Genomic DNA, 20,842 nt, shown 5'->3' with positions numbered 1-20,842 from the left:
TAGCCGCGCGGGCCCGGTCGCGGTATCGGCCCGCCGACACTCCCCGGCCCGCGATACTGGCCGCGGGCAGGAGGTGCGACCAGGTGAACTCGGCGAACGGCGCGGCGGTCGTGGTGGGCGTGGACGGCTCGGAGCCGGCGCTGCGCGCCGTCCGGCTGGCCGCGGCGGAGGCGGCCCGTCGGCACCGGCCACTGCGGGTGGTACACGGCTTCATCTGGCCGCTGCTGCGGGTGCCGATCGACCCGCTGGCCGGCAACCCGCCCGGCGGCGGGCTGCGTCGCCAGGCGGAGAAGCTGGTCGCGGCGGCGGTCGCCGAGGCCGAGGCGGCCAGTCCCGGGATCCGGGTCACCGGCGAGATCATCGACGGCGAGGCGTCGGCGGTGCTGCTCGGCGAGTCCCCCACCGCGGCGATGATCGTCCTCGGCGACCGGGGCCTGGGCGGGTTCACCGCCCTGCTGGTCGGCTCGGTGGCGATCCAGGTGAGCACGCACGCCGACTGCCCGGTGCTGGTGGCCCGCGGCGAGGACCGGCCGGACGGCCCGGTGGTGGTCGGGGTGGACGGCTCGGCGGCGTCCCGGGCGGCGGTGGAGTTCGCCGCGCAGCAGGCGAGCGGACGCGGTGTGCGGCTGCGCGCGGTGCACGCCTACACCCACCCGGCCTCCGGTCGCCCCGGCGACATGCAGCCGCTGGTCTACGACGAGGCCCGACTGCGCGACGAGGAGGACCAGGTGCTCGCCGAGGCCCTCGCCGGGCTCGACCAACGACACCCGGACGTGCCGATCAACCGGGAGCCGGTACACGCCCGACCGGTCGCCGCGCTCACCGAGGCGTCCCGACGGGCGCAGTTGGTGGTGGTCGGCGGCCGGGGGCACGGCGAACTGACCGGGCTGCTGCTCGGCTCGGTCAGCCACGGGGTGCTGCACCACAGCGCCTGCCCGGTGGCGGTGGTCCGTACCCCGGACTGAGCGGTTGACCGGCCCGCAGACGGGTAGTCGGCACGGGTACCGCACGCGCGAGGACCACCGAGGAGGCGGCGATGCCAGGACCACGGCCGGGAAGCAACGCGTACGACAAGGAACGCGCGCGGCTGCGCGACCTGATCGAGCAGTCGGGCCGCGCGAGCGACCAGGAGGCCAACCAGGCGGCCAACCGGATCCTCCAGGAGGATCGCGGTCAGCGGGGCGTGGTCCGGGGCGAACGGACCTACGGCCCCAAGGGGGAACGCGAACCCGGCGACCCGAAGTGAGGGGCCGGGCCCTGCTGGACGGGGCGATCGCCGGCGCGGTGGGCAGCGCCGCGTTGAACGTGGTCAGCTACCTGGACATGGTGGTCCGGGCCCGGCCGGCGAGCAGCACCCCGGAGGAGAGCGCCGGCCGGCTGGCCGGGAAGGCCCACGTGGACCTGGGGGCCGGGGACCGGGCGGCCAACCGCCGCTCGGGCCTCGGCCCGCTCCTCGGCTACGGGATGGGGATCGCCGCCGGGGCCGCGTACGGTCTGCTGTCCGCCGGTCGGCGGGTGCCGCCGCTGGTGGCGGTCGGACTGCTCGGCGGCGGGGTGATGGCCGCCTCCGACGGCTCGTTGGCCGCGCTCGGGGTCAGCGACCCCCGGACCTGGCGGCGGACGGACTGGCTGGCCGACGTCGTGCCGCACCTGGCGTACGGCGGGGCGGCCGCAGCCACCTGGAACCGGCTGCGGCCGCCCCGCTGACGGGCGGGTCAGCCCCGGTCGCTGTCGTCGTCGGCCCGCGAGCCGGCCGGCCCGTACGGCGAGGCCTGGCCCCGGGGCGTCGGGCGGCCCCGGTCACCCGGCGAGGTGCCCCGGTTGCCGGGGTGTCCCGCCACGCCGGGACGCTTGCTGTCCTGCACGGTCGGGTTGTTCCCGTTGCGGCGCATCTCGGGCTGCTGCACGTTCGTCACGGGTGTCTCCTTCCGGGTGGACGGACGCGGTGCTCCGCGCCCACCACCGGGTTACCCGGCCCCGGCGGGCGCATTCGACCACCGGGAGCCGGGCTGAACCGCTGCGGGACGGGTACTGCGAGGTGATGCGGGACGAACGACGGGTGGCCCGGGCGCTGCTGGACCGGCAGGGCCGCACGTACGCCGAGGAAGCCGACATCACGCTGGCCGACCGGCCGGGTCCGCTCTACCAGCTCCTGGTGCTCACCACGTTGCTGAGCACCAGGATCCGGGCCCAGGTGGCGGTGGCCGCCGCCCGGGAACTGTTCGCCGCCGGGTGGCGTACCGCGCCGGCGATGGAGGCGTCGAGCTGGCAGGACCGGGTGGACGCGCTGGGCCGTGGCCACTACCGCCGCTACGACGAGCGGACCGCGACGATGCTGGGCGCCGGCGCCCAGCTCTGCCTGGACCGCTGGCACGGCGACCTGCGGCGGCTGCACCGGGAGGCCGGCGGGGAGCCGACGGCGCTGCGCCGGCGGCTGACCGAGTTCCCCGGCATCGGCCCGACCGGGGCAGACATCTTCCTGCGTGAGGCGCAGACGGTCTGGCCGGACGTACGCCCGTACGCCGACCGGCGCACCCTGGCCGGGGCGAAGCGGCTCGGCCTGCCGGCCAACCCACGGGGGCTGGCCGGGCTGGTCGCCGAGCCCGACTTCGGGCGGCTGGCGTCGGCGCTGGTCCGGGTGGCGCTCGGCGCGGAGTCGGCGGGCGAGGTCGGCCGCAGCGCCGCCGGCACCCGCTGAGCCGCCGCCGACCGGCCGTCACTTGACCGGCTTGTCGCCCGCCGGCTTGGTCAGGTGCCACACCAGCGCGGCGGCGAGCACGGCCAACAGCACCACCCCGCCGGACACCCCGCCGCCCTCCTCGGTGGAGCCGCGCCCGGTCACCCCGAAGTAGATCACCGCGAGCCCGGCGAGCACCGCCAGGAACGTCCGCATTCCTCGGTCCCTCACGCCCCGGACCGTACGACCATCCGCCGGCCCGGGAAGCACCAATCGGACGTCATTCCCCCGTCCGGGCTACCCGCCGGCCACGGCCACCAACCGGCCGCCCGCGCACCGGCGCCGGTTCAGTCGGTCTCCAGGTCGTCCAGGGAGATGGCGTGGGTCATCAGCCAGCGGGCCAGCGCCGCCATGCCGAACAGCCACAGCGGCGCGGACTCGGTGGGGCCGTTCGTGGCGAAGATGGCGAACCGCAGGTCCGGGGCCCGGTACGCCTCGATCCGCCAGCGGTGGTTCTTGTCCCGCCAGACCGCCGAAGGGTCCATGGCGTCACGGTAGGCGACCCGGGGGCCACCGGGAGGGCGGCTTGGCGCCGGCTCACTCCGTACCCGGCCGGCGGTTCGGGCCCGTCGACACCCTGCCACCACTCAACCCGGGACGGTCACCTCGCGGGCGTCGTCGGGGAGCCGGCGGGTGACCCCACGCCGGTCCAGCAGCTCCAGCAGCGGCACCGCCACCCGTCGGGTGGTGTCCAGGGCCTGCCGGGCGGCGCTGAGGGTGAACGGCTGCGGCAGCCGGGCCAGCACCCGGGCCGCCTCGTCGACCGCACCGGGCGGCAACACCACGTTCTCCGCCAGCCGCAGCAGCGCGCCGGCCCGTACGGCGGCACCGATCTCCCGGGGGCCCAGGCCGAGGGCGGTGAGCCGGTCCGCCTCCGGGGCGCGGAACGGATGGCTGGCGCACTCGGCGCGGACCCGGTCGACCGCCCGGGCCACCGGCTCGGGCAGGGCGTCGTCACCGCCGGTGCCGACCCGACCGGCGCGCAGCGTCAACGGCGGTGTGACCAGCGCCTCCACCAGGGCCCGGTCGGGCAGGTCGAGCCGCTGCCGCAGCACCTCCACCGGGGCGCCGGGTTCGAGCGGGTGGGCACGGGCGTACCGGATGGTCTCCTCGGCCAGCCGGACGCCGAGCCGCCGCCAGTGCCCGGGGTCGGCCAGCCAGTCCCCGGCGACCGGGGCGGCGGGGCCGGTCACCCCCATCCGGGTCAGGTCGGCGGCCCGGACCAGGGCCCGGCGGCGCAGCTCACCGGCGAGGTCGGGACGGCCGTCCAGGCCGGCCAGGGTCGTCGCCCGGGCTACCGCCGCGCCCCGCCGGGTCAGCGGGGGCGGGTCCACGTCGAGCACGGTCACCCCGCCGCAGACGTGGTGCCGGCCGGGGTCGCGCAGCAGCGCCCGATCGCCGATCAGCAGCGGCAGCGGACGGGCCAGCCGCAGCCGCAGGGTGTCCGCGCCGAGCGGCCGGACCCGGGCCGGCACGGCCGCCGAGCCGACGTGCAGGGTCAGCGTCGCCGGCAGGTCGGCGGCCGGGTCACCGGCCAGCCGGACGTCGAGCAGGTCGGTCGGACGGAACCGGCCCGGGGCGAGCAGCGCGTCGCCCCGGCCCAGCCGGTCCTTCGGCACGCCCCGCAGGTTGACCGCCACCCGGGCGACGGCGGCGACCCGCTGGTGGGCGGTGCCCAGGCAGTGCAGGCCGCGCACCCGCACCGGCTCCCCGCCGGAGGCGAGTTCGAGCTGGTCGCCGACGTGCAGCGCACCCGCGCCAAGGGTGCCGGTCACCACCGTGCCGCTGCCCCGGACGGTGAACGCGCGGTCCACCCAGAGCCGCACCGGCCGGTCCGGGGCGGGCGCGGGCAGCCGCCCGACCAGCCGGTCCAGCGCGGCCCGCAGCGCGGGCAGGCCGACGCCGGTGACGGCGCTGACCGGCACCGACTCGACCACGCCGAGCGACGACGCGGCGATCTCCGCCCGCGCCTGCGCCAGCGCCGGGCCGGGATCGGCCCGGTCCGCGCGGGTCACCACCAGCAGGCCGTACGACACCCCCAGCGCGTGCAGGGCGGCCAGGTGCTCCGCCGACTGCGGCATCCAGCCCTCGTCGGCGGCGACCACGACCAGCGCGGCCGGCACCGGGCCGACCCCGGCGAGCATGTTCGGCACGAAACGTTCGTGCCCGGGCACGTCGACGAACGCGATGGTGCCGCCGGTGGGCAGGGTGGTCCAGGCGAAGCCGAGGTCGATGGTCATGCCCCGGCGACGCTCCTCCGCCCACCGGTCGGGTTCCATCCCGGTCAGCGCCCGGACCAACGTGGACTTGCCGTGGTCGACGTGCCCGGCGGTGGCGACGACGTGCATGTCAGTCGACCACCCGCAACACCGCGTCGCGCAGCGTGGCGTCGGCGGCGGGCGGGACGCAGCGCAGGTCCAGCAGGAGCCGGCCCCGGACCACCCGGCCGAGCACCGGCGGGTCGCCCAGCCGCAGCGGTGCGGCGTACCGCTCGGGCAGGCTGACCGCCCACGAGTCCAGTTCGACGCCGGGCGCGCCGCCCCCACCGACGACCGCCGCGCTGGGCACCACCTCGGCCTTGCGCCCCCGCCCGCCGAGAACGTCGCGCAGCCGTTCGGACCGCGCACGCAGCACCGCCGGGTCGGCGTGCAGGGCGGCCCGGGTGGGGGTGTCCGGCCCGTGCAGGGTGGCCGCCAGCGCGGCGAGGGTGAGCTTGTCGACCCGCAGCGCCCGGGCCAGGGGGTGCCGGCGCAGCCGCTCGACCAGGGCGGCGTCGCCGAGCAGCAGCCCGGCCTGCGGGCCGCCGAGCAGCTTGTCGCCGCTGGCCGTGACCAGCGTCGCCCCGGCCCGCAGGGTGCTGGCGGCGTCGGGTTCGGCGGGCAGCAGCGGGTCGGCGGCGAGCAGGCCCGAGCCGATGTCGGCGACCACCGGCACGCCGAGGGTGGCCAGCTCACCGACCCCGACGGCCGAGGTGAAGCCGGTGACCACGAAGTTGGACGGGTGCACCTTGAGCACGAAGCCGGTGCCCGGCCCGACCGCCCGGGCGTAGTCGTCGCGGGTGGTGCGGTTGGTGGTGCCCACCTCGCGCAGCCGCGCGCCGGTGCTCGCCAACAGGTCGGGCAGGCGGAAACCGTCGCCGATCTCCACCAGTTCGCCCCGGCTGACCACGATCTCCCGGTCGGCGGCCAGCGCGGTGGCGGCGAGCACCAGGGCCGCCGCGCCGTTGTTGACCACGTGCACGTCGGCCGCGTCCGGCACCGCGGCGGCGAGCGCGTCCAGGGCGTCCCGGCCGCGCCGGGCCCGCCGGCCGGTGCGCAGGTCCAACTCCACGTCGGTGTGCCCGGCGGCGGCGACCACCGCCTCGACGGCGGCGGCGGACAGCGGGGCCCGGCCCAGGTTGGTGTGCAGCACGACGCCGGTGGCGTTGAGCACCGCCCGGGGCGTCGGGGTGGGCAGCGCCGCCAGGGCGGCGTCGCGTACCTCGCCGGGGGTGATCTCGCCGTGCCGGGCGCGTTGCTGGGCCCGGACGACGGCGGCCTTGACCCGCTCCCGGCCGAGGGCGGCGGCTGCGGCGGCCAACGCCGGGTCGGCGAGCAGCGTGTCGGTGCGCGGCACCCGCCGTCGCGGGTCGGCCGGCACCTCGCCCATCGCGTCATCTCCCGAGCAGCTTGACGGAGACGGACGGGAATCGAACCCGCCTGGCCCGGGTCCCGGACCACACCGGTGTTGAAGACCGGGAGGGGCACCAGCCGCCTGAACGCCTCCGTCGTGGAGTCAACCACAGGGCCGCGCCGCCGGTACCGCGAGGTGTCAGATCCCGCCGGCCTCCCGACGGCGGATCCGCTCCCGCTGCGGCAGCACGGTGTACTTCGGGTCCCGCGCGGAGGCCACGCCGCCGTGGAAGATGCCGAACCGGGTGGCCACCGACGCGGCCAGCAGCGCCGTGCCGGACAACGCGGACAGGGTACGGCTGCGCCGGCCGACCAGCGCACCGGCCACCCCGGCGACGGTGAGCACCCGGCCGGCGCGCAGCAACCGGCCGGGGGTGCCCGTCCGGTAGGGCTCGCTGAGCAGCCCCAGCCGGGTCTCCACCGAGTGCGAGCCCCACAGTTCCATCGCCGCGCCGGCCACCGCGAACCGCCGGGCCGGGCCGGCCTGCGCGCAGGGCGCGGCGATCAGGCCGACACCGGCGGCGCTGGCCAGCGCGCTGCCCGCGAAGATGGTCGGCAGTTCCGGGTACGCCTCGTGCCAGGAGGGCACGGCCGTCCCGGCGAGCAGCACCCCGGTGTACGTGGCCAGGGCGGGCGCGGTGGCGGCGGCGGCCAGCCCGGCGACCTGCCCGGCCGGGGGCAGCAGCCGGCGGGCCAGCCCGAACAGGCCCCGCTCCGGCAGCAGGTGCGCCCCCTCGGCGACGGCGGCCAGCCCGGCGGCGGGGCCGAAGGCGCTGAGGATCCAGGTGCCCACCGACATCGGCGAGGTCGGCTTGGCCACCCGCAGCATGTGGTGGAAGCGCGCCGGCCGGCCCAGGTCGTTGACGAGGAAGTACGCGCTGGCGGCGACCGCGCCGAGGGCGGTGACCCGGCCGGCGCGGCGCAGCGCGGGCCGGCCGGTGAGCTGACCGCCGGCGGCCAGCAGCGACGACCCGGCGGCCAGCCCACCGGTGAACAGGTACGCGGCGATGTCCCACCGCCACACCGGTGCCTTCAGGATCGGCCGGCCGTAGTACGAGGTGAACTCCGCCTCGGGGACCCGCAGTTCCTCGCCGCTCCGCCGGCCGCGCCGCCGCCCACCGGCCGGCGGGTGCACAACCGGGCCGACGTCGGCACGCGGCGACCGCGCGCCCGGTGCCGCGCCGGCCGCCAGCCGGTCCCGGAAGCGGTGGAACAGGGCACCCACGGGGGCGCGGTCCGGACTCACGAGGAACCTCCGACGAAGGCGGCGACGGCCGCCGCGGTCATGGCCAGCGCGGCCAGGCCGGCCCGCTTCCACATCCTCGGCAGGTCCCGGGTGGTGACCACCGGGTCCGGCGGCAGGCCGTACACCTCGGGCTCGTCGAGCAGCAGGAAGAACGCGCCGTCGCCGCCCACCCCGTCGTCCGGGTCGTGGCCGTAGAGCCGGGCCTCCGGCACCCCCCGCTCGTGCAGGGTGGCGACCCGCCGGGCGGCCCGCTCCCGCAGCTCGTCGAGGGGGCCGAACTGGATGGACTCGGTCGGGCAGGCTTGCGCGCACGCCGGCGTCATGCCCGCGCCGAGCCGGTCGTAGCAGAGCGTGCACTTCCACGCCCGCCCGTCGTCCCTGCGCTGGTCGATCACCCCGTACGGGCAGGCGGGGATGCAGTAGCCGCAGCCGTTGCAGATGTCCTCCTGCACCACGACGGTGCCGAACTCGGTGCGGAACAGCGACCCGGTGGGGCAGACGTCCAGGCAGGCGGCGTGGGTGCAGTGCTTGCAGACGTCCGACATCATCAGCCAGCGGAAGTCGGTGCGCCGCGCGGCGCCGGTGCCGCGACCGGGTGGTTGCGAACCGGGCATGCCGAGGAACTGCGCGCCCCCGACGCCCGCCGGCCCCGACCCGGCGACCCCGTCGGTGCCGGTCGGGTCGGTGCCGGTCGGTGCGGCGGTGGCCATCCGGGCGGCGGCGTCGGCCGTACCCGGCGGGACACCCGGGTTGGTGCCACTGGAGTCGCCGGTGCCGGCGGCGACCGCCGCCGACCCGGCGCTGCCCGACGAGCCGGTCGGATTCCCGGCGAAGGGCGGGGTACGGTGGCCGGCCGGCACCGGCTGCTCGATGAAGGCCACGTGCCGCCACGAGTTCGCGGTCAACGCGCCGGTGTTGTCGTACGACATGCCGAGCAGGTCGAAGCCGGAGGCGGGGACGGCGTTCCACTCCTTGCAGGCCACCTCGCAGGCCTTGCAGCCGATGCAGACGCTGGTGTCGGTGAAGAAGCCCAGCCGGGGACCGGCCTCGACCCAGCCCGCGTCGGGGGCCGGGTCGAGCGGGCCGTAGAGGCTGTTGCCGTCAGGCATGCTCGCCACCCTTCTCGCGCGGCCCGTCGGCACTGCGCCCGGCCGGACGTCGGACCGGCGTGGTCACCATCGGCGGCGGCTCCCCGGGCACGATCCCGGCCCTACGGCGGTAGTCGTCGACCAGGTCCCGCAGGGCCGGGCCGGTCGGCCGCCGCCCCGGCCGGACGTCACAGGTGCCGACCTTGCTCTCCTGGATCAGCACGTTCGGATCCAGGGTGATGCCGAACAGGTCGTTGGCCGAGTCCCCGGTGACGATCCCCTCGTAGCCGAAGTGGTACGGCAGCCAGACCTGGTGGATCACCCGGCCGTCCACCCGCAACGGGGTGAGCCGGTCGGTGACCAGCACCTTCGCCTCGATCACCGCCCGGCCGCTGACCAGGTGGGCCCAGCCGAGATGGGCCAGCCCCACCTCGGCGGCCAGCTCCGGCGACACCTCCACGAACATCTCCGGTTGCAGCTCGGCCAGCGGCCGTACCGTCCGGCTCATCCCGCCGGCGGTGTGGTGCTCGGTCAGCCGGCTGACCGTGAACACGTACGGGAAGACCGCCACGTGCTCCTGCGGCGGGCTCGGGTTCACCGAGTTCACCGGGTGCCGGTAGACCTTGCGGGTCGGGTTGGCCTGCTGGCCGTGGAGCGGGTTGCGCATCGGCGACTCGGCCGGCTCGTAGTGCGTCGGCAGCGGACCGTCGAGCACGCCGCTCGGCGCGTACAGCCAGCCCTTCCCGTCGCCCTGCATGATGAACGCGTCGTCGCCGGCGATCCCCGCCGGACCCGACGCGCCGGGCGGCGGCCGGTACGTCGGCGGTGTGGTCCTCTCGAAGTCCGGCACGTCGTGGCCGGTCCACTCGCCCTTCTCCCCGTCCCACCAGACGTAGCGTTTGCGTTCGCTCCACGGCCGGCCCTGCGGGTCGGCGGAGGCCCGGTTGTAGAGGATGCGGCGGTTCGCCGGCCAGGCCCAGCCCCACTCGGCGGCCACCCAGTCCTGCTCGTGCCGGCTCCGGCGCCGGGCCGCCTGGTTGACCCCGTCGGCGTACACGCCGGTGTAGATCCAACAGCCGATCGCGGTGGAACCGTCGTCCCTGGCCTCGGTGAACGCCGACAGCGGACGGCCGGTCGCCACGTCGTACCCGTTGATCTCGCGCAGCACCGCCTCGGCGCTCGGCTCCGCGTACCGGCCGTGCGTGGGATAGTCCCAGGTCAGGTCGAGCAGCGCGCGGTCGCGGGGGGCGTCGGAGCCGGCCAGCCGTTCCCGCAGCTTCCGCCCGAGGTGGTAGAAGAACCACAGCTCGGACCGGGCGTCGCCCGGCGGCTCCACGGCCTTCTCCCGCCACTGCAACAGCCGCTGCGTCTGGGTGAAGGTGCCCTCCTTCTCCACGTGCGACGCGGCGGGCAGGAAGAACACCTCGGTACGGCACTCCTGCGGCACGATCTCGCCGGTGGCCACCTCCGGGCCGTTCCGCCAGAAGGTGGCGCTCTCGATCATGAACAGGTCGCGGACCACCAGCCAGTCGAGGTTGGCCATGCCCAGCCGCTGGGCCCGACCGTGCGCCGAGCCGACCGCCGGGTTCTGGCCGAGCAGGAAGTACCCCTTCACCTTGCCGTCGATCATGTTCAGCACCTGCTGGTAGGTGCCGTGGTCGCCGGTCATCCGGGGCAGGTACCCGTAACCGAAGTCGTTCTCCGGGGTCGCCGCGTCGCCCCAGTATGCCTTCAGCAGGCTCGCCGCGTACGACCGGGCGTTGCCCCAGTACCCCTTCTGCCCCGGGTGCCGGATGCTGGTCACCCAGTCGTCGAAGGTCGGGTGGTCGGCGTGGTGCGGCATGGGCAGGTAGCCCGGCAGCAGGTTGAACAGCGTCGGGATGTCCGTCGAGCCCTGGATGCTGGCGTGCCCCCGCAGCGCCAGGACGCCACCGCCGGGGCGACCCATGTTGCCCAGCAGGAGCTGGATGATCGCGCCCGCGCGGATGTACTGCACACCGACGCTGTGCTGGGTCCAGCCGACCGAGTAGATCAGCACACCGGTGCGCTCCCGGCCGGAGTTCGCCGTCCAGGCCCCGGCCAACTCCAGGAACCGCTCCCGCGGGATGCCGCAGACCCGCTCGACCATCTCCGGGGTGTAGCGGGCGAAGTGCCGCTTGAGGATCTGGTAGACGCAGCGCGGATGCTGGAGCGTCTCGTCGCGCCGGGTCTGGCCGTGTACCTGCGCGCCGTGCGACTCGTGCCGCAGGCCGGCCGCGCTGTCCCGCTCCTTGGCCGTGTGCCCGCTGCCCGAGTCCCGCTCGTGGCCCTCGTACTGCCAGCTTGTCTGCACGTAGCTGCCGGTCTTCGGGTCGAAGCCGGAGAACAGGCCGTCGCCGTCCTCGGTGTCGACGAACTGCTCGCTGACGATCGTGGCGGCGTTGGTGTAAGCCAGCACGTACTCCCGGAAGTCCAGCTCGTTGGTCAGGATGTGGTTGACCACGCCACCGAGCAGTGCGATGTCGGTGCCCGCCCGGATCGGCAGGTAGGTGTCGGCCACCGCACTGGTCCGGGTGAACCGGGGATCGACGTGGAAGACCTTCGCGCCCCGGCGCTTGGCCTCCATGACCCACTGGAAGCCCACCGGGTGGGCCTCGGCCATGTTCGAACCCTGGATGACGATGACGTCAGCGTTGGCGACGTCCTGCTGGAAGTCCGTCGCACCACCGCGACCGAAGCTGGCCCCCAGACCGGGGACGGTGGCGGAGTGTCAAATCCGGGCCTGGTTCTCGATCTGGAGCGCCCCCATCGCCGTGAACAGCTTTTTGATGAGGTAGTTCTCCTCGTTGTCCAGCGTCGCCCCGCCCAGGCTGGAGATGCCCAGCGTGCGGTGCAGCGGCCGGCCCTCGCCGTCGACGTCCTCCCAGGTCTGCTCGCGGGCGGCGAGGACCCGGTCGGCGATCATGTCCAGCGCCGTGTCGAGGTCCAGGTCCTCCCACTCGGTGGCGTACGGCCGCCGGTAGCGGACCGTGGTCTGCCGCAGCGGGCTGGTGACCAGGCTCTTGCTGGCCGAGCCTTTCGGGCAGAGCCGACCCCGGGAGATCGGGCTGTCCGGGTCGCCCTCGATCTGGGTGACCTGGTTGTCCTTGACGTACACCCGCTGCCCACAACCCACCGCGCAGTACGGGCAGACCGAGCGGGCCACGCTGTCGGCGGTCTCGGTGCGGGCGGTCAGCTCCGCCGAGCGGCCGGACCGCGCCGCCGCGCCCCGGCCGAGCGGGTCGGTGCCGGTGAGCTGGCGGTAGACCGGCCAGCCCTCGATGAAGGTACGCAGACCCATCGGACCGCACCTCCTCCGCGCTGGAAACTGACCCTCTGAACATAGGCCAGCCGACCGGGACGCGCGAGCAGAGCATCCGATCTTCTGCGCCCGACCTGCCCTGCACACTGTTCACGTTCAACCCACCGGCGGTGCGGGTCGGCACAGCCGGCGCTGGCCGGCGGAGACGCCGCTGGCCGGCACCCCGGTTGGGGGTGCCGGCCAGTCTGCTGGTCGTGATCGGTGAACGTCAGCCGTTCCAGTGCTGGGCGACGAGGTCGGCGGCCTGCTGCTCCCACTGCGCGTACGCGTCCGGGTACGCCGACACCTGCACCGTCTGGGCGGCCTCGGTCAACGGCATGTCCCGCCAACCGTCGACCTGCTTCAGACCCTTCTGGAACGCCATCGTCGAGTAGACCGGATCGGTGATCTGCTCCGGGGTGCCCCAGCCGGAGGAGGGACGCTGCTGGAACAGACCCAGCGAGTCGTGGTCGTTACGGTCACCCAGGTGACCCAGGTTCTCCAACTTCGACTCCTGCAAGGCGGTACCGACAGAGATCACCGCGGCCCGCTCGTCCAAGCCCGACTTCTTCGTCGCGGCGACAATCGCCTTCACGTTCGCGGTCTGCTCGCCGTTCAGGTCGATCCGCGACTGGGCACCCTGCGTGCCATGCGGGACCAACTTCGCGGCGTCGGGCTTGTCGGCCTGCACCGCCACGGCGACAGGCCTGGCATCGACCGCAGGCGCGGTGGTGGTGTGGTTCAGCGGACCGGCGGCGAGACCACCAGCGAAAGCCAGACCAGCGACACCGAGCACACCCTTACGCAGAATCGTCGTGTTCATCGAGGGCTCCTTCACAGGGGAACGACACCCACCACCAGCCCGAAGACCGACAGCAGTACCCGACAGAAAAGAGGGGGGCCGGGCACACGGGCGTAAGCACCACAACAGGGCACTCAGGAAACAACAAGAGGAAAGACCAGGAAACAACAAGGGGAAGACTCAGAAGATCCGCATGCATCACGGTGCGGGTCACCGCCAACGCCGCGAGGCTCACCGGCCACGGGGAACGCGGGCCGCACATCGAGGGGCATGCACCGGAAGGGGCTTACGGGTCGCACGGCGAGCGGGGCTCGCGTTGCCGGGACCATGCACAACGACCCGCCAGCCACCGACATTCCCGCCGGCCCGGGGCCGCTGCTGCAGTCGTACAGAGGTGTAACCACCGGGGGCCCGCCACCATTCCACCGCCAGCGTGCCGCCGGTCACCGAAACCCGCGCACAGACCCCGACAACGGACAACCGACCCGGCCCACGCTTCAACCAAAGGACGCATAGTTCGCCAAACCGGACACACATCCCACCATCGAGATGGGCCACACCGCTCGCATCCGCCGCTTTGGGTGCGTTTGTTGTCGCTATCGCCGCAACAAACGCACCCAAAGGAAGGGTCGCTCGGCGCGGTTGGTCCATGCGAGGACCTGTGTCGGCACGCCACCCGCCGACAGCAAGGCCATCGGATGCCATCGGATGCCATCGGATGCCGCCGGAAACGCCGGAAACGGCGGAACGGCGGAACGGCGGAACGGCGGAACGGCGGAACGGCGGAAAGATCAGGGAGGCGGGGAGGCGGGAAAGCGCTGTTCAGGCAAGTCGGGCGCCGACTTCCTGGTCACCAGCGCCTACATCGCCGTCGGGGGCTCGTCGGCCAGGTCGACCGGGGGTATCGGAAGGAGGAGAGGCCGTGTCGCGGAAAGCCGCGTACCGGACCGGGCCGACCCGGCGTTACCCTGACACCATGCAGGCCACCTCGCCGATCACCCCCCGCCTGGCCCGACCGGGCCGTCCGGTGGTGGTGGCGCGCACCCTGGCGGAGCTGGCCGGCCCGACCCGGGGCGTGGTGGAGCTGCCGGTACGGCTGATGTGGAGCAGCGAGCGGACGTTCGACCTGGCCGAACCGGACGACCTGCTCTGGCTGTACGAGAACGTGCTGCGGGAGACCACCCGCACCGACGACCTGCGCGCGTTGATCGACGGGCGCACCCTGCGTCGGGTGTGGCGTCGACTCAACCTCCCCCGAGGTGTACGGCAGGCATGGGAGGTCCGGCACCGGGGTCTGCGTACCGCGTGACGCACCTGCACGACTTCTACCGGGAGGTCGCCCGGGTGGCCCTTGAGGTGGCCGGGCCGCACCGGTTCGTCCTCGGCGGCGGGGTGGCCTGGGCGGCACACGGCCTGGTCACCCGGCCCACCGAGGACGTCGACCTCTTCGCCGACGTGGAGGGGGCCGCCGCGGCGGCGGGCAACGAGGTACGCGCCGCACTGGAACGCGCCGGGTACACCGTCGTGGACGCCGACCCGGACAGCGAGCTGGGTGCCCTCTTCGAGGGCTTCGACCGGGACCTGCGGGACTTCGTGGTCACCCGGGGCACCCGGCAGATCCGGCTGAGCCTGGCCCGCCTGGACCGGCACCGCTCCCCCGTGGTGATGGACTTCGGCCCGGTGATGGACGTCCGGGACCTGCTGGCGAACAAGACGGCCGCCCTGGTCAACCGGCGGGAGGTACGCGACTACATCGACGTCGCGGCGGCGCTGGAGCACTACCCGGTCGGTGAGCTGCTGGCGTTGGCCCGGCAGGTGGATCCGGCGCTCGACGACGAGGAGGTCCGGGAGGCCGGCCGTTACCTGGACCGGGTGCCGGACCGGCGGTTCGCCCGGTACGGCCTGGACGCGGATCAGGTCGCCCAGGTACGGCACCGGATGGCGGCCTGGCCGCGCTGACCCCCGTCCAGGGACCGGAAGCCCCGCACCACCGACCGCCCCTCGACGCTCCGCCCCGACCATGCCTCGCGGAACAATGCCCGGAGCGGGCGGAGCGGGCGGAGCGGGCGGAGCGGGCGGAGCGGGCGGAGCGGGCGGAGCGGGCGGAGCGGGCGGAGCGGGCGGAGCGGGCGGAGCGGGCGGAGCAGGCGGAGCAGGCGGAGCGGGGCCGGGTAGACAAGGCGGGCCGGGCCCGCGCCGGGTAGACAAGGCGGGCCGGCAAGACGGGCCGACAAGGAGGCGGGCCGGGCCGGTGCTAGCTGGTGAAACGGCCGCCGGTGACGCCGAGGATCTCCCCGGTGACGTAGCTGGACTCCTGGGAGGCGAAGTAGACGTACGCCGGGGCCAGTTCGGCGGGCTGACCGGGACGTCCCATCGGGGTGTCGGTGCCGAACTGCCGCACCTTCTCCGCCGGCATGGTGGCCGGGATCAGCGGGGTCCAGATCGGCCCGGGGGCGACCGCGTTGACCCGGATCCCCTGCCCGGCGAGCTGCGCGGCGAGGCCCTTGGTGAAGGTGGCGATGCCCGCCTTGGTGGTGGCGTAGTCCAGTAGCTGCGGAGATGGGTCGAACGCCTGGACGGAGCTGGTGTTGATGATGGTCGAGCCCGCCGCGAGGTGCGGGAGCGCGGCCCGGCAGAGCCAGAACATGGCGTACAGGTTGGTCTTCAGCACCCGGTCGAACTGCGCGGTGCTGATCGCCGCGATGCCCTCGTCCTGGGATTGCTGGTAGGCGGCGTTGTTGACCAGGATGTCGAGCCCACCGAGGTCGGTCAGCGTCCGGTCGACCAGGTCGCGGCAGTGCTGCTCGTCGGTCAGGTCGGTGCGCACCGCCACCCCCCGGCGGCCGGCCTCCTCGATCAGCCGTACCGTCTCCCGGGCGTCGGGGTCCTCCTCCTCGTCGAGGTAGGAGACGACCACGTCGGCGCCCTCCCGGGCGAAGGCGATCGCCACGGCCCGGCCGATGCCCGAGTCACCGCCGGTGATGAGGGCGCGTCTGCCCGCCAGCCGCCCGCTGCCCCGGTACGACTGCTCGCCGTGGTCCGGCTCCGGACCCATCCGGCCGGTCGTGCCGGGCGTCGACTGCCGCTGGGCCGGCTGACCCTCCTGGTGGCCGTACTGATCGGTGGGGTCCTGCCCGGTGTACTGGTCCTGGCTCACCGCGGGGGCTCCTTGCCTGGTTCGTCCGTCCTGGCCTCTTCTGCCCTACCCCGGCGGACGGGCGGGAAACCGCGGTGACCGGCCGCCCGGATGACCCCGGTGTTACAGACAGGTGGCCGTCGGCTCCGGTGGCGTGAAACATCTCGGGCCGCTGTGGCCGGCGCGACGAGGGCTCGTTATGGTGCGCAACGGCGCCCACGAGGCGCGTCCACCCCCATGGAAAGGCATCTCATGACCTCCTCCTCCGGCGCCTCGCGGCGTCAGGTGCTGGCCGTCGCCGCCGCCGCCGCGACCGCCCCGCTGATCGCCGGCGCGCCCGCCCAGGCCGCCGACAAGAAGGGCCCGAAGCCTCCGACGACCTGGGACCTCACCGTCCTGGGCACCTCGGACACCCACGGCAACATCTACAACTGGGACTACTACAAGGACGCCGAGTTCGACGACAGCAAGCACAACGACGTCGGCGTCGCCAAGCTGGCCACCCTGGTCAACCAGATCCGCGCCGAGCGCAAGGGCAAGGCCACCCTGGTCCTCGACGCCGGCGACACCATCCAGGGCACCCCGCTGGCCACCTACTACGCCAAGCAGGAGCCGATCACCGTCACCGGTGCGACGCACCCGATGGCCAACGCGATGAACGTCCTCAAGTACGACGCCATCACGCTGGGCAACCACGAGTTCAACTACGGCCTGCCGCTGCTGGCGAAGTGGATCGGGCAGCTCGGCTTCCCGGCACTGGCCGCGAACGCGGTGAACGCCAAGACCGGCAAGCCGGCCTTCCTGCCGTACGTGATCAAGGAGGTGCGGCTCGGCGGCCACGGCGCGCCGACGCTGAAGGTCGGCATCCTCGGCCTGACCAACCCCGGCGTGGCCATCTGGGACAAGGGCAACGTCGAGGGCAAGCTGGTCTTCCCCGACATGGTGGAGACCGCCGCCAAGTGGGTGCCGGTCATGCGGGCGCGCGGCGCCGACCTGGTCATCATCTCGGCCCACGGCGGCGACAGCGGCACCTCCAGCTACGGCCCGGAGCTGCCGAACGAGAACCCGGTCGCGCTGATCGCCCAGCAGGTCCCCGGCATCGACGCGATCCTGTTCGGCCACGCCCACAACGAGGTGGTGGAGAAGTTCGTCACCCACACCGCCACCGGTGCGCAGGTGCTCACCGCCGAGCCGTCGAAGTGGGGCCAGCGGCTGACCCGGATGGACTTCACGCTGACCCGGGAGCGGGGCTGCTGGAAGGTCGTCAGCAAGGGTGCGACCATGCTCAACACCAACACGGTGGTCGAGGACCCGAAGGTGCTCGCGGCCGTACGCGGCCAGCACGCCAAGACGGTCGGCTACGTCAACACCGTGGTCGCGCAGTCCTCGCAGGAGCTGTCCGCCGCCGAGTCGCGGTACAAGGACACCCCGATCCTGGACTTCATCAACCACGTCCAGACCGAGGTCGTCACCGCCGCGCTCGCCGGCACCTCGTACGGGTCGCTGCCGGTGCTGTCGATCGCCGCGCCGTTCAGCCGTACCGCCGTCTTCCCGCAGGGTGACGTGCGCATCCGCGACGTCGCCGGGCTGTACGTCTTCGACAACACCCTCGAGGCCGTGGTGCTCACCGGGGCCGAGGTGAAGGCGTACCTGGAGTACTCGGCGAAGTACTTCAGCACCGTCGCGCCGGGCGCGCCCGTCGACCCGGCGACCATCAGCGACCCGGCCGTCCCGGACTACAACTACGACGTGATCTCGGGTCTCGACTACGACATCGACATCAGCAAGCCGGTCGGCCAGCGGATCACCCGGCTGGTGCTGCCGGGCACCGCCACCCCGGTCGCCGCCGACGCGCAGTTCGTGATCGCGGTGAACAACTACCGGCGCAGCGGTGGCGGGAACTTCCCCGGCATCGTCAAGACCCAGGTCTACAACCAGCAGCAGGAGATCCGCCAGTTGCTGATCGACTGGGCGCAGGCCAAGGGGACGATCGACCCGGCCGACTTCTTCGTGCCGAACTGGAAGCTGGTCCGCGAGGGCGTACCGGTCTTCTGAGCGGCGCCACCGTCGACGGGCCGCGGGTGATCCCCGCGGCCCGTCCGCGTACCGGCGTCCGGCCACCGGGTGCGTACCGCTGGTGGGGCGGCGGCATCAACCCCGCCGACCCGGGTAAGCCGAGCGGCGTCGGCGACGAGACGGAGGACGACGATGCGCGCGGTACGGATGACCGCCCCCGGGACGCTGGAACAGGTCGACGTCCCCACCCCGACCGCCGGGGCCGGTGAGGTGCTGCTCGCCGTCGGCGCGGTCGGCGCCTGCCACTCCGACCTGCACGTCCTCGACGCCCCGCCCGGGCTCTTCCCCACCCCGATCACCCTCGGCCACGAGATCGCCGGGACGGTGCAGACGGTCGGTGCCGGGGTGACCGGCTGGTCCCCCGGCGACCGGGCCGCGGTCTACGGGATCATCGGCTGCGGCACCTGCCGGGGCTGCCTGCGGGGCCGGGAGAACCAGTGCCGCCGGGTGCCGCCCGGCGGCGTCGGCCTCAGCCGCGACGGTGGGCTGGCCGAGCACGTGGTGGTGCCCGCCTCCCGGCTGCTGCACGTCGGCGACCTGGAGCTCACCCAGGCGGCGCCGCTGACCGACGCCGGGCTGACCCCGTACCACGCGATCGAGCTGGCCCGGCCGGGGCTGCGACCCGGGACGTACTGCGTGGTGATCGGCATCGGCGGGCTCGGACACATGGCGGTGCAGATCCTCGCCGCCACCACCGCGGTACGGATCGTCGCGGTGGACAGCAACGTCGCCGCCCTGGACCTGGCCACCCGGGTGGGGGCGCACCACGTGGTGCGGGCCGGCCCGGACGCGGTCGACCGGATCCGCGAGATCGTGGGTCCCGCGCCGGACGGCGCGGACGTGGTCATCGACTGTGTCGGGCTCGACCCCACCCTCACCACCGCCCGTGGCGTCGTCGCCACCGGCGGCCGGCTGCTCCTGGTCGGCCTGGGCGGCGGCACCCTGCCGGTCCGGCCGGTCGCCGACGAGCCACCCACCGTGCCGCTGGAGACCAGCGTCGAGATCCCGTTCTGGGGCACCCGCGCCGAACTCGCGGAGGTGATCGCCCTGGGCCGGGCCGGACTGCTCACCGCCGACGTGCAGACCTTCCCGCTGGAGCGCGCCCCGGAGGCGTACGACCTGCTGCGCGCGGGGGAGATCCACGGCCGCGCGGTGATCGTGCCCTGACCCGGCCACCGCCCGGCCGGGCCCCGGGCGGTCAGCGGGGCGCGGCGGTCAGCGGCCGACCGGCGGACGCCGGCCGCGGACGCAGCGGCGGCAGCCGGTCCAGCAGGGACAGGGCGGCCCGGACCGGGACCCGGTCCAGGGTCCGGTCGAAGCTCGCCCGGCCCTGGCAGAACCGGACGAACATCGACCAGCCGGCCGGGGTCGCCAGCAGGGCGTGGAAGACGTCCGGGCGGCGTTCGAAGACCTCCAGCAGCCGGTGCCCGGCCCGCATCGACGGCACCAGCCGCTCGTGCACGTCCCGGGCGTAGCGGTCCAGGTCACCGGCGGCGACCGCCGCACCGGCCAGCGTCCCGGAGCGCAGCGCGAAGCTGATCCCCTCCCGGCTCCACGGCTCCAGCAGGCCGGCCGCGTCCCCGGCGACCAGCACCCGGCCGTGGCGCAGCGGCGAGTCGTCGGCCCGGCAGCGGGTCAGGTGGCCGGAGTCGTGTTCGGCCGGCACCTCGGCCAGGCCCAGCCGGGCGAGGAAGTCCCGCAGGTAGGCCCGGGTCCGGTCGCCCTCACCCCGGGCCGCGATCACCCCGACGGTGAGCCGGTCGCCCTTGGGGAAGACCCAGGCGTACGAGCCGGGGACCGGACCCCAGTCGAGCAGCAGCCGGCCGCGCCAGCGGGCCGCCTCGGCGGGCGGCACCGGCAGTTCCCGCTCCAGCCCCAGGTCCACCTGGCGGAACCGGACGCCCACGTGCCGGGCGGTCACCCCGGAGGAGCCGTCCGCCCCGATCACCGTGCGGGCCGTCACGGCGGTGCCGTCGGCCAGCCGTACGCGTACCCCGTCGGGGTCCTGGTCGAGGCCGCGGACGGCGAGGCCGCCGCGGACCTCGGCCCCGGCGGCCACCGCCGCCGCGCGCAGCCGGTCGTCGAACTCGTCCCGGCGCACCATCGTCACCAGCGGGGTGCCGTGCCGGCGGGTGAAGCCGCGCCGCCCGTCCCGGGTGAAGGTCACCCGGTCGACCCGGTCGTGCGCCGGCACCTCGATCCGGCCGGCCACCGCCGACAGGGAGGTGCCGATCAGGCCACCGCCGCAGGTCTTGTATCGGGGGTGGACGGCCCGGTCCAGCACCAACGTGCGGACGCCGGCCGCGGCGGCCACCCGGGCCGCGCAAAGCCCAGCGGGTCCGGCGCCGACGACGACGAGATCCCAGATGATCACGGGAGCCAGCCTAGGCCACCCGCCGGCCGACGGGCGCGCGCGACCCGACCGTCCGGCGGCGCATTGTCGGTCGTCCAGTGGGTAAGCCGCGGCACCCAGACCGCCCGGCCGGGCGGGTCGCAGCGAGGAGGTCACCATGCAGCAGGTACGTCTGTCGGAGGCCGAGGTACGGGTCTACGAGGCGGTGTCCGCGCTGGAGGCGCGCGGCCAGGTGCCGTACCCCGACATGATCGCCGAGGAGGCGGGGATGGCCGAGGACGAGGTGCACGCCCCACTGCACCTGCTCACCGAGAAGGACCTGCTGCACCGCGAGGACTCGCCGATGGCCGGGCTGGACTTCGGTCCACGCTGGTGCGCCCGCCAGACGGCGTGAGCGGCGCCGCCGGTTTGCCC

At 74.4% G+C, this 20,842-nt stretch carries 20 protein-coding genes and 1 tRNA gene; 9 read left to right on the top strand and 12 right to left on the bottom strand.

Annotated features, from left to right (window positions below):
- Positions 1-83 precede the first annotated feature (83 nt).
- From ACIQG9_RS17715 to ACIQG9_RS17705, 3 genes are all read left to right on the top strand, one after another.
- Complete coding sequence (locus ACIQG9_RS17715) at positions 84-965, top strand: universal stress protein (protein ID WP_400403359.1); 882 nt, start codon at positions 84-86, stop codon at positions 963-965.
- A 71-nt stretch (positions 966-1,036) separates the two neighbouring features.
- A complete protein-coding gene (locus tag ACIQG9_RS17710; RefSeq protein WP_357775868.1) occupies positions 1,037-1,246 on the top strand; it encodes a phosphatidylethanolamine-binding protein in 210 nt (69 codons plus the stop codon).
- On the top strand, positions 1,243-1,707 hold the full coding sequence (locus ACIQG9_RS17705; protein ID WP_400403355.1) for a hypothetical protein: 465 nt from the start codon (positions 1,243-1,245) through the stop codon (positions 1,705-1,707). The genes ACIQG9_RS17710 and ACIQG9_RS17705 overlap by 4 nt, the downstream gene beginning before the upstream one ends.
- Positions 1,708-1,715: 8 nt before the next feature.
- Here ACIQG9_RS17705 and ACIQG9_RS17700 read toward each other — a convergent pair whose 3' ends face one another.
- Positions 1,716-1,916 (bottom strand): hypothetical protein, encoded by a 201-nt coding sequence (locus ACIQG9_RS17700; protein WP_400403352.1) that lies wholly within the window; start codon positions 1,914-1,916, stop codon positions 1,716-1,718.
- A 125-nt stretch (positions 1,917-2,041) separates the two neighbouring features.
- On the opposite strand from ACIQG9_RS17700, the gene ACIQG9_RS17695 reads away from it, so the two are divergent.
- Positions 2,042-2,698 (top strand): hypothetical protein, encoded by a 657-nt coding sequence (locus ACIQG9_RS17695; RefSeq protein ID WP_400403350.1) that lies wholly within the window; start codon positions 2,042-2,044, stop codon positions 2,696-2,698.
- 18 nt (positions 2,699-2,716) lie between these two features.
- On the opposite strand, the gene ACIQG9_RS17690 is transcribed toward ACIQG9_RS17695, so the two are convergent.
- The 9 genes from ACIQG9_RS17690 to ACIQG9_RS17650 all read right to left on the bottom strand — a co-directional run bounded on the left by ACIQG9_RS17690 (position 2,717) and on the right by ACIQG9_RS17650 (position 12,884).
- Entirely contained in the window at positions 2,717-2,908 is a 192-nt protein-coding gene (locus ACIQG9_RS17690; protein WP_400403826.1) for a hypothetical protein, read from the bottom strand.
- Between the two features lie 116 nt (positions 2,909-3,024).
- Positions 3,025-3,222, bottom strand: a complete 198-nt coding sequence (locus ACIQG9_RS17685; RefSeq protein ID WP_400403347.1) for a hypothetical protein — start codon at positions 3,220-3,222, stop codon at positions 3,025-3,027.
- Positions 3,223-3,324: 102 nt separating this feature from the next.
- Positions 3,325-5,085 carry a selenocysteine-specific translation elongation factor gene (gene selB, locus ACIQG9_RS17680; RefSeq protein WP_400403344.1) on the bottom strand — a complete coding sequence of 587 codons (1,761 nt, stop codon included), beginning with the start codon at positions 5,083-5,085 and terminating at the stop codon, positions 3,325-3,327.
- Between the two features lies 1 nt (position 5,086).
- Entirely contained in the window at positions 5,087-6,385 is a 1,299-nt protein-coding gene (gene selA, locus ACIQG9_RS17675) for an L-seryl-tRNA(Sec) selenium transferase (protein WP_400403342.1), read from the bottom strand.
- Between the two features lie 24 nt (positions 6,386-6,409).
- Positions 6,410-6,502, bottom strand: a tRNA-Sec gene (locus ACIQG9_RS17670).
- A 45-nt stretch (positions 6,503-6,547) separates the two neighbouring features.
- On the bottom strand, positions 6,548-7,654 hold the full coding sequence (gene nrfD, locus ACIQG9_RS17665; RefSeq protein WP_400403339.1) for an NrfD/PsrC family molybdoenzyme membrane anchor subunit: 1,107 nt from the start codon (positions 7,652-7,654) through the stop codon (positions 6,548-6,550).
- Positions 7,651-8,763, bottom strand: coding sequence for a 4Fe-4S dicluster domain-containing protein (locus ACIQG9_RS17660; RefSeq protein ID WP_400403336.1), 1,113 nt, complete (start codon positions 8,761-8,763; stop codon positions 7,651-7,653). The genes nrfD and ACIQG9_RS17660 overlap by 4 nt, the downstream gene beginning before the upstream one ends.
- Positions 8,756-12,061 (bottom strand): formate dehydrogenase, encoded by a 3,306-nt coding sequence (gene fdh, locus ACIQG9_RS17655; protein ID WP_400403333.1) that lies wholly within the window; start codon positions 12,059-12,061, stop codon positions 8,756-8,758. Before fdh ends, ACIQG9_RS17660 begins: the two co-directional genes overlap by 8 nt.
- Positions 12,062-12,290: 229 nt before the next feature.
- On the bottom strand, positions 12,291-12,884 hold the full coding sequence (locus tag ACIQG9_RS17650; RefSeq protein ID WP_400403332.1) for a hypothetical protein: 594 nt from the start codon (positions 12,882-12,884) through the stop codon (positions 12,291-12,293).
- Positions 12,885-13,839: 955 nt separating this feature from the next.
- Here ACIQG9_RS17650 and ACIQG9_RS17645 point away from each other — a divergent pair.
- The gene (locus ACIQG9_RS17645; protein WP_400403804.1) at positions 13,840-14,172 is read left to right on the top strand and encodes a hypothetical protein; all 333 of its coding nucleotides are present in this window, start codon (positions 13,840-13,842) and stop codon (positions 14,170-14,172) included.
- Positions 14,169-14,822, top strand: coding sequence for a nucleotidyl transferase AbiEii/AbiGii toxin family protein (locus ACIQG9_RS17640; RefSeq protein ID WP_400403329.1), 654 nt, complete (start codon positions 14,169-14,171; stop codon positions 14,820-14,822). Before ACIQG9_RS17645 ends, ACIQG9_RS17640 begins: the two co-directional genes overlap by 4 nt.
- Before the next feature lie 295 nt (positions 14,823-15,117).
- Here ACIQG9_RS17640 and ACIQG9_RS17635 read toward each other — a convergent pair whose 3' ends face one another.
- Entirely contained in the window at positions 15,118-16,020 is a 903-nt protein-coding gene (locus ACIQG9_RS17635; RefSeq protein WP_400403327.1) for an SDR family oxidoreductase, read from the bottom strand.
- A 231-nt stretch (positions 16,021-16,251) separates the two neighbouring features.
- On the opposite strand from ACIQG9_RS17635, the gene ACIQG9_RS17630 reads away from it, so the two are divergent.
- Complete coding sequence (locus ACIQG9_RS17630; RefSeq protein ID WP_400403324.1) at positions 16,252-18,054, top strand: bifunctional metallophosphatase/5'-nucleotidase; 1,803 nt, start codon at positions 16,252-16,254, stop codon at positions 18,052-18,054.
- 153 nt (positions 18,055-18,207) lie between these two features.
- Positions 18,208-19,242 (top strand): NAD(P)-dependent alcohol dehydrogenase, encoded by a 1,035-nt coding sequence (locus ACIQG9_RS17625; RefSeq protein ID WP_400403322.1) that lies wholly within the window; start codon positions 18,208-18,210, stop codon positions 19,240-19,242.
- A 31-nt stretch (positions 19,243-19,273) separates the two neighbouring features.
- Here the strand turns inward: ACIQG9_RS17625 and ACIQG9_RS17620 are convergent, their stop codons facing one another.
- The gene (locus ACIQG9_RS17620; protein WP_400403319.1) at positions 19,274-20,449 is read right to left on the bottom strand and encodes a geranylgeranyl reductase family protein; all 1,176 of its coding nucleotides are present in this window, start codon (positions 20,447-20,449) and stop codon (positions 19,274-19,276) included.
- A gap of 136 nt (positions 20,450-20,585) precedes the next feature.
- Between ACIQG9_RS17620 and ACIQG9_RS17615 the strand changes: the two genes are divergently transcribed.
- Positions 20,586-20,822 carry a hypothetical protein gene (locus ACIQG9_RS17615; protein WP_400403316.1) on the top strand — a complete coding sequence of 79 codons (237 nt, stop codon included), beginning with the start codon at positions 20,586-20,588 and terminating at the stop codon, positions 20,820-20,822.
- Positions 20,823-20,842 lie beyond the last annotated feature (20 nt).

The sequence above is a fragment of the Micromonospora sp. NPDC092111 genome (genome assembly GCF_044755745.1).
Classification (GTDB): Bacteria; Actinomycetota; Actinomycetes; order Mycobacteriales; family Micromonosporaceae; genus Micromonospora.
The sequence above is the reverse complement of the archived record's forward strand: the minus strand, read 5'-3'. Positions and strand labels throughout refer to the sequence as shown.

Coding starts and splice junctions, on each gene's coding strand:
- ACIQG9_RS17685 (WP_400403347.1), bottom strand. CDS start 3,222: ATGGACCCTTCGGCGGTCTGGCGGGACAAGAACCACCGCTGGCGGATC.
- ACIQG9_RS17650 (WP_400403332.1), bottom strand. CDS start 12,884: ATGAACACGACGATTCTGCGTAAGGGTGTGCTCGGTGTCGCTGGTCTG.
- ACIQG9_RS17615 (WP_400403316.1), top strand. CDS start 20,586: ATGCAGCAGGTACGTCTGTCGGAGGCCGAGGTACGGGTCTACGAGGCG.
- ACIQG9_RS17695 (WP_400403350.1), top strand. CDS start 2,042: ATGCGGGACGAACGACGGGTGGCCCGGGCGCTGCTGGACCGGCAGGGC.
- ACIQG9_RS17625 (WP_400403322.1), top strand. CDS start 18,208: ATGCGCGCGGTACGGATGACCGCCCCCGGGACGCTGGAACAGGTCGAC.
- selA (WP_400403342.1), bottom strand. CDS start 6,385: ATGGGCGAGGTGCCGGCCGACCCGCGACGGCGGGTGCCGCGCACCGAC.
- ACIQG9_RS17645 (WP_400403804.1), top strand. CDS start 13,840: ATGCAGGCCACCTCGCCGATCACCCCCCGCCTGGCCCGACCGGGCCGT.
- ACIQG9_RS17630 (WP_400403324.1), top strand. CDS start 16,252: ATGACCTCCTCCTCCGGCGCCTCGCGGCGTCAGGTGCTGGCCGTCGCC.
- ACIQG9_RS17660 (WP_400403336.1), bottom strand. CDS start 8,763: ATGCCTGACGGCAACAGCCTCTACGGCCCGCTCGACCCGGCCCCCGAC.
- selB (WP_400403344.1), bottom strand. CDS start 5,085: ATGCACGTCGTCGCCACCGCCGGGCACGTCGACCACGGCAAGTCCACG.
- ACIQG9_RS17710 (WP_357775868.1), top strand. CDS start 1,037: ATGCCAGGACCACGGCCGGGAAGCAACGCGTACGACAAGGAACGCGCG.